Annotated in this window: 12 protein-coding genes; 10 read left to right on the forward strand and 2 right to left on the reverse strand. The window is 33.1% G+C overall.

Going from position 1 to position 15,385, the window contains the following annotated elements; all coding sequences use genetic code 11:
- Positions 1–10: 10 nt before the first annotated feature.
- The 10 genes from EV143_RS02670 (at position 11) to EV143_RS02715 (ending at position 14,041) form a co-directional block, all read left to right on the forward strand.
- Entirely contained in the window at positions 11–1,213 is a 1,203-nt protein-coding gene (locus EV143_RS02670; protein ID WP_133506439.1) for a M48 family metalloprotease, read from the forward strand.
- A gap of 1 nt (position 1,214) precedes the next feature.
- Complete coding sequence (locus EV143_RS02675; protein WP_133506440.1) at positions 1,215–6,620, forward strand: AAA domain-containing protein; 5,406 nt, start codon at positions 1,215–1,217, stop codon at positions 6,618–6,620.
- Between the two features lie 235 nt (positions 6,621–6,855).
- On the forward strand, positions 6,856–7,683 hold the full coding sequence (prs, locus tag EV143_RS02680) for a ribose-phosphate diphosphokinase (protein WP_133506441.1): 828 nt from the start codon (positions 6,856–6,858) through the stop codon (positions 7,681–7,683).
- The gene (locus EV143_RS02685) at positions 7,680–8,498 is read left to right on the forward strand and encodes a TIGR02452 family protein (protein WP_133506442.1); all 819 of its coding nucleotides are present in this window, start codon (positions 7,680–7,682) and stop codon (positions 8,496–8,498) included. The genes prs and EV143_RS02685 overlap by 4 nt, the downstream gene beginning before the upstream one ends.
- 67 nt (positions 8,499–8,565) lie before the next feature.
- Positions 8,566–8,901, forward strand: coding sequence for a hypothetical protein (locus EV143_RS02690; RefSeq protein WP_133506443.1), 336 nt, complete (start codon positions 8,566–8,568; stop codon positions 8,899–8,901).
- Between the two features lie 2 nt (positions 8,902–8,903).
- Entirely contained in the window at positions 8,904–9,764 is an 861-nt protein-coding gene (locus tag EV143_RS02695) for a hypothetical protein (RefSeq protein WP_133506444.1), read from the forward strand.
- A gap of 158 nt (positions 9,765–9,922) precedes the next feature.
- Entirely contained in the window at positions 9,923–11,005 is a 1,083-nt protein-coding gene (locus tag EV143_RS02700) for an adenylosuccinate synthetase (protein ID WP_133506445.1), read from the forward strand.
- Between the two features lie 8 nt (positions 11,006–11,013).
- Positions 11,014–11,541, forward strand: a complete 528-nt coding sequence (locus tag EV143_RS02705; RefSeq protein WP_133506446.1) for an NADAR family protein — start codon at positions 11,014–11,016, stop codon at positions 11,539–11,541.
- A gap of 9 nt (positions 11,542–11,550) precedes the next feature.
- Entirely contained in the window at positions 11,551–12,531 is a 981-nt protein-coding gene (locus EV143_RS02710; protein ID WP_133506447.1) for an RES family NAD+ phosphorylase, read from the forward strand.
- 40 nt (positions 12,532–12,571) lie between these two features.
- Positions 12,572–14,041, forward strand: a complete 1,470-nt coding sequence (locus tag EV143_RS02715; RefSeq protein ID WP_133506448.1) for a nicotinate phosphoribosyltransferase — start codon at positions 12,572–12,574, stop codon at positions 14,039–14,041.
- 37 nt (positions 14,042–14,078) lie between these two features.
- Here EV143_RS02715 and EV143_RS02720 read toward each other — a convergent pair whose 3' ends face one another.
- Together EV143_RS02720 and nadD are read right to left on the reverse strand one after the other, a co-directional pair.
- On the reverse strand, positions 14,079–14,783 hold the full coding sequence (locus EV143_RS02720; RefSeq protein ID WP_133506449.1) for a hypothetical protein: 705 nt from the start codon (positions 14,781–14,783) through the stop codon (positions 14,079–14,081).
- Positions 14,784–15,365: a nicotinate (nicotinamide) nucleotide adenylyltransferase gene (gene nadD, locus EV143_RS02725; RefSeq protein ID WP_133506450.1), complete on the reverse strand. Its 582-nt coding sequence runs from the start codon at positions 15,363–15,365 to the stop codon at positions 14,784–14,786. It abuts the gene before it with no gap.
- Positions 15,366–15,385 lie beyond the last annotated feature (20 nt).

Raw genomic sequence — 15,385 nt, forward strand, 5'->3', positions numbered from 1 at the left:
CCTACTCGACATGATTAAACCATTTCCATTCCATTCTGATTTAAGAGATTATTTTAAAAAACAAGACAAAACCTGGTCTTGGTTTTCTGAAGAAAAAGTAAAAGCAGAACAGCAAGAAGCCTTTAAAACCGATTTATTAAAAAACTCATACCGAATAGATCCGAGCACGGAACCGAAAGTTTATGAAATTTTAAATACGGCAAAAGACAGATTAGGAATCATTGTACCAATCACGATTTATCAATCGCAAAGTATGGACGGTAATAATGCGGGAGTTGTTTTTTTTGAAAACGAAGCCCACATTATTTTATCAGGAACAATTTTAAAATTACTTAACGAAGACGAATTACTGGTTTTGTTCGGACATGAATTGTCGCATATTTTATTGTTTAATTTAGAAAATGGCGATTTTGAAATCACAAATAGAATCATCAATACGATTGCGAGCGACAGCAACAGCGAATTGTTTTATTATGAAACCGCAAGATTGTATCAACTTTATACCGAATTATATTGCGATTTAGGCGCTCTAAAAGTGAGTGGAAGTTTAGAAAACACCATTCAAACTTTAGTCAAATTAAATACCGGTTTAGAAAAAGTTTCGGCAGAAAGTTATCTCAAACAAGCCAACGAAATTCTCGAACGAATCGAAAAAGGTTCTGTCGGAGAAACGCATCCCGAGAATTTTATCCGCGCTAAAGCATTGGAAATTTTTGAAAAAGATAATGCCAATTATTATTCAAAAACAGAAAAAATCATTTCCGGAAAAACAGATTTACATCAATTAAACTTATTCAGTAAAAAGTTGGTTTTTGATATTACAAAAGAATTAATTTCGATTATTCTAAAACCTAAATGGGCACAATCTGAATATTGTACGACACTTTACAAACAATATTTCTCTAATTCAGATAAAAAAGCCGATGCTTTTATTGATGAGGCTTTCAAACTAAAAATCGAAAACAGCAAGAAAAACCTAAAAGAATATTACGCTTACGTAATGCTCGACTTCGCTTTATGCGATCAGGATTTGAAAGAAGCCTTTATTGGTCATATTTTGGATATTTCAGAACAATTAGGTCTGGAAGAAGAGATGAAAACGATTCTCAAAAAAGAATTAAATCTTACGGAGAAAACATATAAAGCATTCGCCCAAAATTGCACCGCGACTTTAAATACTATTTTAGAATCAGACTTAGAAAACACGTATTAAGATGATTACACCCATAAAGGAATCCGCTTTTTATCAATTTATTACCGAAAATTTTCAGAAAGGAGTTTTTGCCAATGACGACATTATTGCGATCATAATGCCTTTATTGAAAACAGTTGCTTCAATTCACAATCAGGGAAAAGTGGCGTCGCTGCAAGATATTTCGACGATTTATATCGAAAACCAGCATTTTCATATTACCGATGATGCCTTCGAAATCAAAGATAATACAAAAGTAATTTCGGCATTTTTTAAAAGCAGAAGCAAAGCGTTTGAAATTTCGGGAGAACATTTTAATACGACCGAAATTGGAGAAAGCGTAAACAGAGAATATGGTGATAAAAGTGTTTCTGAAACTGATTCCGAAAATGCCACAAAACCTTCTTATGTAAAAGATTACAGCTCTTTTGAATTTGATTTTGATCATCACGATCCGTTGACAGATATTTTTATTTTGGGAATGATTTTGGCGAGTATCGCGCTGCAATTCGATTTTACGGATATTGAAGACGTAAAACGTTTTGTAGAATATCGCAAGAAAATGTATTTCCTGAACAGCAAAATAAATCCTGCAATTGCCAATATTATTTTGGGAATGACCGAATTGAATCGCGAAAACCGTTGGAAAGATTTAAATGAAATTGTCGAAAAACTGCAGAATTACAGAGATTATAATCCGGAAACGGAATATGATTTATCAAGTTTAATCGACGCAAAAATTCAGAATAAAAACCAATTTATACACGAAAAACTTCGAAACCGATTATTTGATAATAGTAAACGTAACCGACTTTTATATTTTCAGCCGAATTTAAAATTCCTCAATCTTACCGTTTCATCGGTTCCGCAGGCGCTGAATTACGAGAATATAGATCCAAATGCTATTTTTTACTGGAATGCTGAAATTTCTAAAAAAATCAGCAATACCAGTACCATTTCTTTAAATAAATATTTAGAATTTCAGGACAATACGTATATCGTGCCCACGCTCGATAAAATTCGTTTAGAAGCCAATAAAGACATTAACGAATACGGTTTTAGTCAATTAAAATTAGTTTTATGCAACCTTAATTGGTTTAATACCAAAGAAGAAAGTTCAGAGAAAATAGTTTCGCCTTTGCTTTTGGCTTCCGTTACGCTAACGAAGAAAAAAGGTGTAAAAGACGATTATTCATTAGAATTTCTGGATTCAGAAGTCGAGATAAATCCGGTTTTGGCCAATATGCTAAAAGATTTATATGACATTCGATTGCCCGAAACCATTCAGCTTTCTGAAACTAAAATCGAAACGATTTACGAATTGTTGCGCGTACAAGTCGAGAAAAATAGTTCAGGAATTGTTTTAGATTATATTGACAAACCCAAAATAAAACTGATTCATTCGCAGGCCAAACAAATCCTGACACAGTTTAATAAACGTTCTAAAAAGAAAGAAGCGATTCAGGATCAACGAAGCCTGAATTACTCTTATAAACCCGAAAATTTTCAGCCTTACGGTTTAGAATTGTTCCGGAATTATGTTTTTACGCAGGCTTCGTCTTTAGAATATCTGATAAACAGCGACATCAAACAAAACCCGCAGTTTTTTAATGAAAATAAAACCATCGAAAGAGAATTTTATCAGCTTGATGAAGGCGACGTAAATCCATTCCGTTGGGAATTTGATACCTGCAATTTAATCTTAGGCAATTTTAATTATAAAAAAATGTCTTTGGTGCGCGATTACAATCAGGTTATCGAAAATGATGTTGAAAGCAATGTTTTTAAAAGTTTGTTCAATTCATTGGCGCAAAAAGATTTTAAGAATGAATTAGAATCCGGAAACAGTTTTACCAAAACGTTTAATGTTGTAGCGAGCGATCCTACACAAAACAACGCCGTAAAATATTCTGAATCTGGCGAAAGTTACATTATACAAGGTCCGCCGGGAACAGGGAAATCGCAAACCATTGCAAATTTAATTGCCAATTATGTGGCAAACGGCAAAAAAGTTTTGTTCGTTTGCGAAAAGCGTGCGGCATTAGATGTTGTTTTTTACCGACTTAAAAATCAGGGTTTAGACGATTTATGTTGTTTGATTCACGATTCGCAAGCCGATAAAAAAGAATTTATTTTTGACCTGAAACAAACATTTTACGATTTTACAGCATCCAAAAATAATTTTCAATCGATAGCAAAAAGCAGAAATAATCTCGTAGAAAAAATTGATGCTGAAATCAATAAAGTAGCGATTTTTCATGATTTTATGAATGCCAAAATCGATGAAGAAACGGATCTTACCATCAAATCTATTTTTGATGTTTTGATTTCGAATTCGCATAAAGCCTTGTTAGACAGTTTGAATATTCTCGATGACAAAGCTGGCTTGCAGGATTGGAACACGCATCACGAATTATTCGAAAAGTTATTCGAGATAAATCAGGAAACGAACCAATCTGAGTTTTTCTCTGTACATCCGTTCCGTTTTTTAAAGATGGATGTATTTCGTAAATACCAGCATATTTCAGATTTAAGAAAAGACTTAGAAAACAGTCAGGAAATACTGGAAAATATTTCAGAGCGATTGGATTTTGTTTCAATTCCGAGAGAAATTGATACGTTTTTTGAGATTCAGAAATTCCTTCGAAAAGCAATGTCAACCTTTATTTATTTTGATACGAATCAATCAGAATTATTAGAGCCAAACAGCAGTCTTTTCAGAGCATTGGAAAATGATGTTCAAACGTTGTTGAAATTAAGAAGCGATATTGAAAAATTGGCGAAACAATATCCGTATTGGACCAATACAATATCTGAAACCGATGCTAAAACTGCTCTGGAAATCATCAGAAAAAATGAAAACAGCTTTTTTAATTTTATAAGTTCTGATTATAAAAAGACAAAAAGTGAAATTACCGCTGTTTATGATCTTAATAAACATGCTGTAAAACCGAGTTTATCTGTTATTCTTGAAAATTATATTGCTCAGTTTGAACAGGAAGAAAAATTCAATACTTTAAAAACTGATTTTGAAAGCAAGTATAATCTGGGTGATTTATTCGAATTAAAATACCATACCGAAACGCTTAAAAAAGAACTTGATGCAACGATTTTAGATTTTGCTCAAAACTTAAATGAATCGGAACGAAAAGAAGTTGCAGAAATTAAGAATCTGTTCTTAAAAGTAAATTCGTCTTTAGTAGACAGCATCGAAAATTATGAAAATTTAAGTTTATCAGAGATCGAAAATGAAATTATAGCGATCAACTCGAAGAAAATGTACTTTGATTTGTACGCTTCTTTTTTTGATGAAATTCAGGATGTAAATCCGTCGGTCATTCAATTATTAAAATTGAAAAAAATCCCTCTAGAACATCTGAAAATTACTTTGGCAGAACGATCCTTAGAGAAATATTATGCGATCAATTATACGCATAAAAAGTTCAATATGGATTTGCTGCATACTTCCATTGAAAAAGTAAAAAGAATGGTGGCCGATTTGTTAGAACTAAACGGAAAATACATCATTACAAAACAAGTAAGCAATCTTAAAGAATTGATTTTAACCTCTGAAATGTCCGTTTCCGGAATGACAGCAGAACAAAAAGAAAGCAAAAGATCGATTACCGAAGGAAGAAAAATTCTGGAAAATGAATTCAGCAAAAGCATCCGATTTAAATCGATTCGCGAATTAGCTTCTTCAGATTCGGGACAAATTATCCGTGAAATAAAACCCGTTTGGTTAATGAGTCCGTTGAGCGTTTCAGACACTTTACCGCTTGACGAAAACTATTTTGATGTTGTAATTTTTGACGAAGCGAGTCAGATTACACTCGAAGAAGGTTTGGTGCCGATTTACAGAGCCAAACAAACCATTATTGTGGGCGACGAAATGCAAATGCCGCCAAGTAATTTCTTTGGAAGTTCATCTGGAAACCAGGACGATTTATGGAAAGATGCAACCGAAGATGATGATGATTATTTCTCTTTAGATGCCGATAGTTTCCTGACGCAGGGCGCGCGCAAATTCCCGTCGATAATGTTGGGCTGGCATTACCGAAGCAAACACGAAGCCTTGATTGGTTTCTCGAACGCTTCATTTTATGACAGTAAATTGTTGACGATTCCGGATTTAAAAGATCACAGCAAAGTTGGTGAAGCCATAATTGTTCAGGATGTAAAAGAAGCGAAGAACAATCTGGAACATTTATTCTCTAAACCAATATCCTATCATTATATTCAAAAAGGCGTTTACAATGCCCGTTCGAATACTTTAGAAGCGCAATATATTGCCAATATAGTGCGCGAACTTTTGATTCAGAATAAAGAACAAAGTATCGGGATTGTTGCTTTTTCGATGGAACAGCAAAACGAAATCGAAACCGCGATAGAAGCACTTTGTATCGACGATAAAGTTTTTGAAAACCTAATTGAAGAAGAATACAAACGTATTGAAAACAACCAGTTTGTTGGGCTTTTTGTAAAGAATCTCGAAAACGTGCAAGGAGACGAACGCGACATTATAATTATGAGTACGTGTTACGGATATAATCCGCAAGGGAAAATGTTGATGAATTTTGGACCAATTAACAAACGTGGAGGGGAAAAACGTTTGAATGTAATTTTCTCGAGAGCCAAGAAAAGTATGTGTGTCGTGAGTTCTATAAAATATACCGACATTAAAAATGAATACAACGAAGGCGCCAATTACTTTAGAAAATACCTTCAATATGCAGAACTCATTAGTTTGGGACAATTAGAAGCGGCCAATAATGTTTTGAATTCAATAAACAGCAAAAATAAAATTGAAACATCAAGTTTAATCGCCGATCAGGTTCAGGTAGAAGTGGAGAAAATGGGCTATTTCGCTACCAAAAATATTGGGCAAAGTAAATTTAAATGCCATTTAGGAATCAAAAAAGTAGCAGAAGATGAAGAGTTTGTTTTAGGAATTATGATCGATGATGATTTGCATTATGCGAATGATGATATTCTAGAGCAATATCTTTTAAGACCGGAAATTCTAAAAGCCAATGGTTGGACAGTTTGCCAAATTTATTCGAAAGACTGGATTGAAAACAAACCAAGAGTTTTAAAAATGATTGCCGCAGCTTTGAAGAACGAATCATTTTTTGATGATGTAGAAATGGAGGAAAACCACATTGAAATCGAAGATGAAAATCTAAATAATACTATTGAAGGAGAATCTAACGGCAATATTAATTTCGAAAGATACCTAAACACATCAAACGGAAGTAATAAATTCTGGGAAATAAGTTCAGAAGGAAAAAATATAACCGTTCAATACGGCAGAGTAGGCACGAAAGGACAAAAAATGGTAAAAGCCTTTGATAGCGATGAACAAGCCTTAAAAGAGAAACGAAAACTAATCGCTCAGAAGGTTGCCAAAGATTATTTTAAAGAGTAGCATTTCGTAATTAAACACATAGAAACATAGATTTTACCATTAAGAGATTAAGGTTCATTAAACAGTATGGCTTAATTTTTCTTAATCTCTTAATGGTAGAAAAAAATCATTTTAATCGTTGAAAATCTGTGGTTAAAAAATAAAAACACAAGTTTGCGTAAATTTTACACAAAATAAATTGTTTAATAAAAATATTAATCTATATTTGCGTATAATTAACGCAAACTAAAAAACTATGATACTTAACCTAGACCAAAAATTCACTCCGATAACCAATCAGGAAGAAATCAAATTTCAAAGTTTTACATTTTCTGGAGGAGAACCTCACATTAAAATCAATCCCGATTTTGATCACAATCAGAAAGTAACCATCACACACCGATTAAACTCATTCAACGATTTAGGATTGTTGTGTATAACGGTAGATGCTTTGCGCAGAATGGACGTTAAGGTAATCGATTTGTTTATTCCGTATTTCCCGGCAGCAAGACAAGATCGTGTGATGATAAAAGGAGAATCTTTATCTGTAAAAGTATATGCAGATATTATGAATACGCTTCAATTCAATAAAGTTTCTGTTTTTGATGCGCACTCAGAAGTTACTCCGGCATTGGTAAACAATTGCGAAGTGATTCCGAATCATACTTTTATCAAGGAAGTTTTAAAAGTAATTGGTGAAAACGTAAAATTGATTTCTCCTGACGGTGGCGCTTTGAAAAAAATCTACAAAGTTTCTGAATTTTTAGGTGGAGTTCCTGTTGTAGAATGCAGCAAAAGCCGTGATGTGAAAACTGGAAAATTATCTGGTTTTAAAGTATATGAAGATGATTTAAACGGAATTGATTGTTTAATTGTCGATGATATTTGCGATGGCGGCGGAACTTTCGTTGGCTTAGCAGAAGAATTAAAAAAGAAAAATGCCGGTAAATTATACTTAGCCGTAAGCCACGGAATTTTCAATAAAGGATTTGAAGTTTTAGATTGTTTTGACAAAATATTTACAACGAATTCAGTAAAAGATTTCGACAATGAAAAAGTTGAGGTTGTAAAATTAGAATTATGAATAAAAATTATAGAGTAGAAATAGCAAATAAAACCTTAGAAATCGTAAAGAATGGCTTTTATGAATATAAAGGAAAAAAGATTGTTATAGAAAAAGAACTCAAAGAATCTATAGAAAACACGTTTACAATTGCACCAGATGATTGGGACACAATCTTGAAAAATCCAATTGAAAATAAGTTTGAAACAGAAATTATTACGAAAAACTGTTCTGCTATTGAAGCAATTGATCAGGAGAAAAACGGTAAAATTTGCGTCTTGAATTTCGCTTCGGCAAAAAATCCAGGCGGTGGGTTTTTAGGAGGTGCTTCAGCTCAGGAAGAAAGTTTGGCCAGATCTTCAAACCTTTATGAAACGCAAATCAAAGACAAAGCGATGTATGATTTTAACAGAAATCAGTCTTCGTTTTTATATTCAGATTACATGATCTATAGTCCGAATGTTTTGTTTTGGAACGATGATAATGGAAATTATTTTGAAAAGCCATTAGTTGCAGACGTAATTACAGCACCAGCACCAAATAAAGGCGCGATGCTGCAGCATAATAGGCAAGAAGAAATTGCTGAAACAGAAGAGGTTTTAAAAAACAGAATGGATAAAGTTTTGGCAATTGCTCTAAAGCAAAAGAGTGACACCATTATTTTGGGAGCTTGGGGTTGCGGTGTTTTTAGAAACGAACCCAAAGATGTAGCGTATTTATTCAAAGAAATTATTGCAGAAAAATATGCAGGTGCTTTTAAAAAAATAGTCTTTGCAATATTTAGTAATTCCGAAAAAAAATCAAGTTTTAAGTATTTCGAAGATGCGTTTAATTAGATCAATTGGTCTAAATAAGTTTTAAGTTACTTGAAACAACAAACTATTAACAATAAACCAAAAAGCAATGAGTGATGATTTAAAACCAAGATTCATTGAGTCTTTAAAAAGAAACAATGATCAGATTAGAGAAGACAGAGCCAAAACAATTGGTGAAGATTCTGAACTAATTTACAGACGCAGAGTAGAAGATATAGAATTAAAAATAAAAAGGCTGGAAAGAGAGCAGGAAGGCCTTATCGATATTAGTCCGCTGGATAAAAACAGTTTAACATTTGCCGATTTTCAACCAGAAGCTTTTGTAAAAAAAGATATGGAGCTTTCGCTGACCATCAGAAACCTGAACATTCAGTTTGAAGTAACAAAAAAGAGATTCGAATATTTATTTGGTAAAACATTTTAGTTATGGGAGGTACAAGATATGATTTAGGCGCTCGCGACAGCAGAGCAAAAAAAGCAGGTTACGGATTTAAATCTGCAAGTGAGATTTTCGTGCAAAATCAAATAGGATTAGCACATGAATCTATGAACCCGAACGGCATTACTTTTAGAGAAGCCAGAGATTCTGAAGTTCATCCTAACACAGTTCCAATTATTTTAGGATTAGACGTTACAGGAAGTATGGGACACGTTCCGCACGAATTAATCAAAGAAGGGCTCCCGAAATTAATGGGCGGAATTATTCAGGGCGGCGTTCCGGATCCGGCACTTTTGTTTTTAGGAATTGGAGATCACGAATGCGACAGATTTCCGCTTCAGGTTGGACAATTTGAATCTGGCGATGAAGAACTGGATATGTGGTTAACCAGAACGTACATTGAAGGCGGAGGCGGAGGAAATGCAGGAGAAAGTTATTTATTAGCCTGGTATTTTGCAGCTTTTCATACCAAAACCGATGCTTTTGAAAAAAGAGGGCAAAAAGGATTGTTGTTTACCGTTGGGGATGAACCGGGTTTAAAAACGCTTCCGGCATCAGCAGTAAAAGAAATTATGGGTTCTGGACAACATACTTATACGCATACTGAATTATTGGCAGAAGCCCAAAAACGCTACGATGTTTATCACATCAGTTTGCTGCATTCAGATCAAGCGATAAGAGCAGATGTGGAGTGGAAAGAATTACTTGGACAAAATTGTTTGTCTATCCAGGATCATAAAGAAATTCCGAATCTAATCATAAAAATCATTTGCGATAAACGTAAAAGTTCAGGATCAGGATTAGGAACAATTCCGCTTGACGGATTAGATACTATTGAAATGCTATAAATGTTTTACACATAGGAACATTTTTTTTTTAATTAAAAATTGAGAATTAAAAATTAAAAATTAAAGATTTCACATAGTACTATGATTTATTATAAGTGAAACGCCTTTTTAGGTTCTGTAGAGCTATGTTTCTATGTGTTTAAATAATATTAAAATAAATGAAAACAGCTCAAATAGTTATAGGTTTAGGATTTGGTGATGAAGGAAAAGGAATTACAACAGATTTTCTGTCGAAACAAAATCCTGAATCTATAGTTATTCGGTTTTCAGGAGGACAACAAGCAGCGCATACCGTAATGATTGGCGATAAAAAACACGTTCACTCTAGTTTTGCAAGTGGTGCGCTTCGCGGTTTGCCTTCTTATTACAGCGAACATTGCACGATTCATCCGGTTTTTTTATATAATGAAAAAATAGAATTGGAAGAACAAGGAGGAAATACAGAACTTCATATTCATCCTTTGGCAAAAATCACAACGCCTTTTGATGTTTGGCAAAACAGAAACAACGTTAAAAATTTAGATCACGGAACTTGCGGCAAAGGAGTTGGAGCCACAATGAAACGTAATGAAGGTCCGTACAAACTATATGCAATAGATTTGATTGCGCCTCGCCAAATGCTTTTAGAAAAGTTAGAAAAGATCGCTTATTATTATGGTTTTCTAAATGAAAGTGAAATCGATGAAGAAGTAAATCATTATCTCAAAGTTATCGATAAAATGGAGTGGAATATCATTGATTACAGCTTTTTAGAAGAGTATTCGAATCTGATTTTTGAAGGAAGCCAAGGGATTTTACTAGATATGGATCACGGCATCTTCCCGAATGTAACGTACGCGAATACAACCTCAAAAAATGCATTTGAAATCTGTCAAAAGTTGCAAATTGAAGACATTGAAATGTATTATGTGACCAGAAGTTATTCAACCCGACACGGAAGTGGCTGGATGAGCAATGAAAAGGAATTAAAATTAAAAAACAACGAAGAAGAAACCTGTGTTTACAACGATTTTCAAAGAGAATTTAGAACAGGCGATTTAGATTACGATCTTTTAAATTATAGTTTAAAATTAGATGCAGCTTATAGTCCGAATGCGAAAAGAAATCTGGTTGTAACCTGTATGGATCAGATTGAAATTGATTACGAATTCGAAAAGTTAACAACAGACTTTACAGAAATCTACGGATCATTTTCACCCGATTCTAAAGATTTTAAAAACATAACTTCTTTGTTTCAATAAAGGAAAAAATGAAATACAATATAGAAAATATACCCACAGAAAGTAAGTTTTTATTTTTCTGGGGACATCAGCCAAGTAAAGACGGAACGATAACCAAAACTTGTTTTAGCCAATGGTGGTTAAGTTCTTTTGAAGTCGATAAAGTCATTTACAAAACCACAGAACACTGGATGATGGCCAAAAAAGCCGAATTGTTTAACGATCATGAAGTTTTAGAAAAAATCATTAAAGCCAATTCTCCTGCCGAAGTCAAAAAATTTGGAAGAGAAGTTAAAAATTATGATGATAAACTTTGGCTAGCGAATCGATATGAAATCGTGAAACAGGGAAATTATCATAAATTCAGTCAGAATAAAGATCTTAAAACATTTTTATTAAATACAAAAGACAGAGTTTTGGTTGAAGCAAGTCCGGTTGACCCAATTTGGGGAATTGGTATGGCGAGCGATCATAAAGATGCTTTGAATCCGGAGAAATGGAAAGGATTGAATCTTTTGGGTTTTGCTTTGATGGAAGTTAGGGATGAATTGAGATAAGTTATAGATATGAACATTACAAAAAAAGAAGAAAAGATAATTAATCAAATTCAATCAAAGTTAAGTAGTTGTGCAGATTGTGAATCTTGGGATGGAGGTAAGCCAATTTGGTTATGGGGAGATCCAACTGATATATATGATTTATTGCAAGATTCTGAAATTGAAATTAATAGAAGAGAAGCTTTAAGTTCTGAATTTAAATGTCCAAATTGCGGTTGCGAGCTAGAACTAGCATCAAAAGTTAGTGTAAAATATAAACATCAATTAGATGTAGAAAAATATATTGATGAGAATTTAAAAAAATATAAAGATGTCATATTTGAATTTGATTCTTTTATTAGAGAATTTCCACTTTTGGCACTAAAAAATCCAATGGGAAAAAAAATATTTTTAGAATTTTCAAATAATAATCTTCCAACAATATCTGTAGAAAGAAAAACTATATTTTTTAGAGGAAGATTGGCAGAGTCTTCTAAAATATTAACTTCGGAAGAATTAAAGAATGCGCCAGTTGGTGAGGCATCTGAAGGAAGATTTAATCATAATGGACAAAGTTATTTATATTTATGTGATCAAAAAGAAGGAGCGGCTTCTGAGGTTGCTACAGATGGACTAGTTTGGATACAACAATTTGAAATTGTTGATGAAATTAGTAATATATTAGATTTAAGATTTGATCCTAATGAAATTTCAACATCTACCAATGCATTATTACTTTCTCTGCATCTATCTGATGCTTTAGTGAAAAATAAAATGAATAAAGGGAATTGGAAACCCGATTATTTTGTAACACGATTTATAATGGATTGCGCTAAACAAAATGGATATAATGGTATTAGATATGATTCTATAAAACATTCTTTAGCTACAAATTATGTTTTATTTTACCCAGAAAATATATCTCTTACTCCCATTGATAATCCTGAAATTATAAAGCAACAATTGACAATACAACGAATAAGAGACTTTGATTTAATTCGTGATATATAACTACTTATCATTAAAATTTATATTATTTAACAAAAAACGTATGAACCCATTACTATTAACCGACGGTTACAAAGTTGACCACAGAAGACAATACCCGGACAAAACTACATTAGTATATTCTAACTGGACACCAAGAAAATCAAGAATTGAAGGTCTTGATGAGGTTGTGTTTTTTGGATTGCAATATTTCATTAAAAAATATATCATTCATGATTTTGATGCTGATTTTTTCAAACAGCCAAAAGACGAAGTGGTTAAAAAATATGCACGCAGAATCAATAATTATTTAGGCGAAAACCAAGTCGGAACAAAACATATCGAAGATCTTCACGATTTAGGATATATTCCGATGGTTTTTAAAGCCTTGCCAGAAGGAGCAAGCGTACCTTTGAGAGTGCCAATGTTTACGATGTACAATACGATTCCGGAATTTTTCTGGCTGACGAATTATTTCGAAACATTACTTTCTGCAGTAGTTTGGTTGCCTTGTAACTCTGCTACTCTTGCCAGAGAATATAGAAAAGTATTAGACAAATATGCTGATGAAACTTCCTCTGTACCAGAATTTGTAGATTGGCAAGCGCATGATTTCTCTATGAGAGGAATGGGCGGAATCGAAGCAGCTGTAACTTCAGCAGCAGGACACTTATTGAGTTTTACAGGATCTGATACAATTCCGGCAATAGATTTCTTTGAAGATTATTACAATGCCAATTCTGATAAAGAATTAATCGCAGGTTCAGTGGCCGCAACAGAGCATTCTGTAATGTGTATGGGAACTACCGAAGGCGAATACGAAACCTTCAAAAGATTAATTACAGATGTGTATCCAAAAGGAATTGTTTCTATCGTTTCTGATACCTGGGATTTATGGAAAGTTTTAACCGATTATTTACCACGTTTAAAAGAAGAAATTGTGGGCAGAGAAGGTAAGGTCGTAATTCGTCCTGATAGTGGCGATCCGGTTGATATTATCTGCGGAAATCCCAACGGAAAAACAGAACAGGAAAAGAAAGGGGTTATTGAACTGCTTTGGGATGTTTTTGGAGGATCAGTTAATGCAAAAGGATATAAAGAGCTTGTGCCTCAAATTGGAGCCATTTACGGCGATAGTATTACAGTGGCAAGAGCAACTCAAATTTGCGAGAAATTAAAAGAAAAAGGTTTTGCTTCAACCAATGTGGTTTTAGGAATCGGTTCTTTTACGTATCAATACAATACCAGAGATACTTTTGGTTTTGCCATGAAAGCAACTTACGGTGAAGTTGACGGAGAAGGAAGAGCAATCTTCAAAGATCCAATTACAGATGACGGAACAAAAAAATCAGCAAAAGGATTAATGAAAATTGATTTAGTCGACGGTGTATATCATTTAACAGATAATGTTTCCTGGGAAGAAGAAAAACAAGGGGAATTGAAAGAAGTTTTCAGAGACGGAAAACTTTTAAATGATCAATCGCTAAGTGATATCCGATCCCGAGTTAAAAGCCAGATAGGCGTTTCGCTATAAACTTAAAAAAAGCCTGAATTTTATAATTCAGGCTTTTTTATTTAAGGCAATTTTTTATTTTAAACTCTTCAGCTTGTTTTGAATTAAGCCCGATTAATTGAATCCCATCTTGATATTCGATTCTTTTTTCTTTTATTAATTTTCCGATGAATAATTCAAAAAGTATAAATGATCGATGTTCTTCATTAATAAAATTTAAGTATTCTCTATTATAAGGAATTTTCTCTGTCGTTATAATGTGAATTAAAGTTTCCTGTAATTTATCAAGATGACGTTCTGAATTTAATTGAAAGTATTGTTCAACTTTGAATTCATTGTGATTAAATGAGATTAAATTTTCGACACCATTTGCATACATTGGTCCATATCTGTAATTTTTTGTTTTTTCTCCAGAAAAAGAATTTCCGTAAATGACCAAATTTTCTAATTCTGAATATTTGTATTCAGTTTCATTTAGTATTAAGAAATCTTCTTCGAATGAAATTGTTCCGTCAAAATATCCGTTAAGATTTTCAAATTCCGTTATTCTTATAAAATAACTGCTAAAATTTAATAGAAAGATGAGAAGTGCTGGATAATAAGCCCATTGAGGAAATCTATAATCAAAATATTTCTCAATGAATAACATTGGTAATGAATATATTACTAATGCTCCAAGAGAATACCAGCAAAGTTTTTCTGATCGGGTTAAATTAAAACCTTTCGGCTTTTGCGGAATAAAAATCGAAGCAGTAAAAGACATTTACTTCTTATAAAAATTATTATGATCAATATATTCCCAAACTTTTGGAGGTAAAAGCGGCTGAATATTTTTTCCTTCTTTAATGCTGTTCCGAATAAAAGTAGAAGAAATTTCTACAATTGGCGCATCAATAATATGAACTTTTGGATGTGATTTTAAATCCAGATTTTCGGCTTCTTCAGAAATTCTGGGATAAACATAAATATCGTAATGATCCAGAATTACTTCGTAGTTTTTCCATTTATGCAGCGTTTTTAAATTGTCTTCTCCCATAATTAAAGAAAAATCATGAGTTGGATATTTCTCCTGCAAATGAACCAAAGTATTTACCGTATAATTGGGTTGAGGTAATTTAAACTCAATATCCGAAGGTTTAATTTTTGGATAATCCTCAGTCGCCAAAAAAACCATTTGCAAACGTTGATGATCATCAAGCAAAGTAGCTTTCTTTTTTAACGGATTATGAGGCGTAACCACCATCCAAACCTGATCTAAATCAGCAAATTCAGCCATGTGATTGGCAATTATCATATGACCAACATGAATGGGATTATACGTTCCGAAATAAAGACCTATTTTCATTTTTATAGTACTTAGTTCTT

It is taken from the genome of Flavobacterium chryseum (assembly GCF_004362015.1).
Taxonomy (GTDB): Bacteria; Bacteroidota; Bacteroidia; order Flavobacteriales; family Flavobacteriaceae; genus Flavobacterium.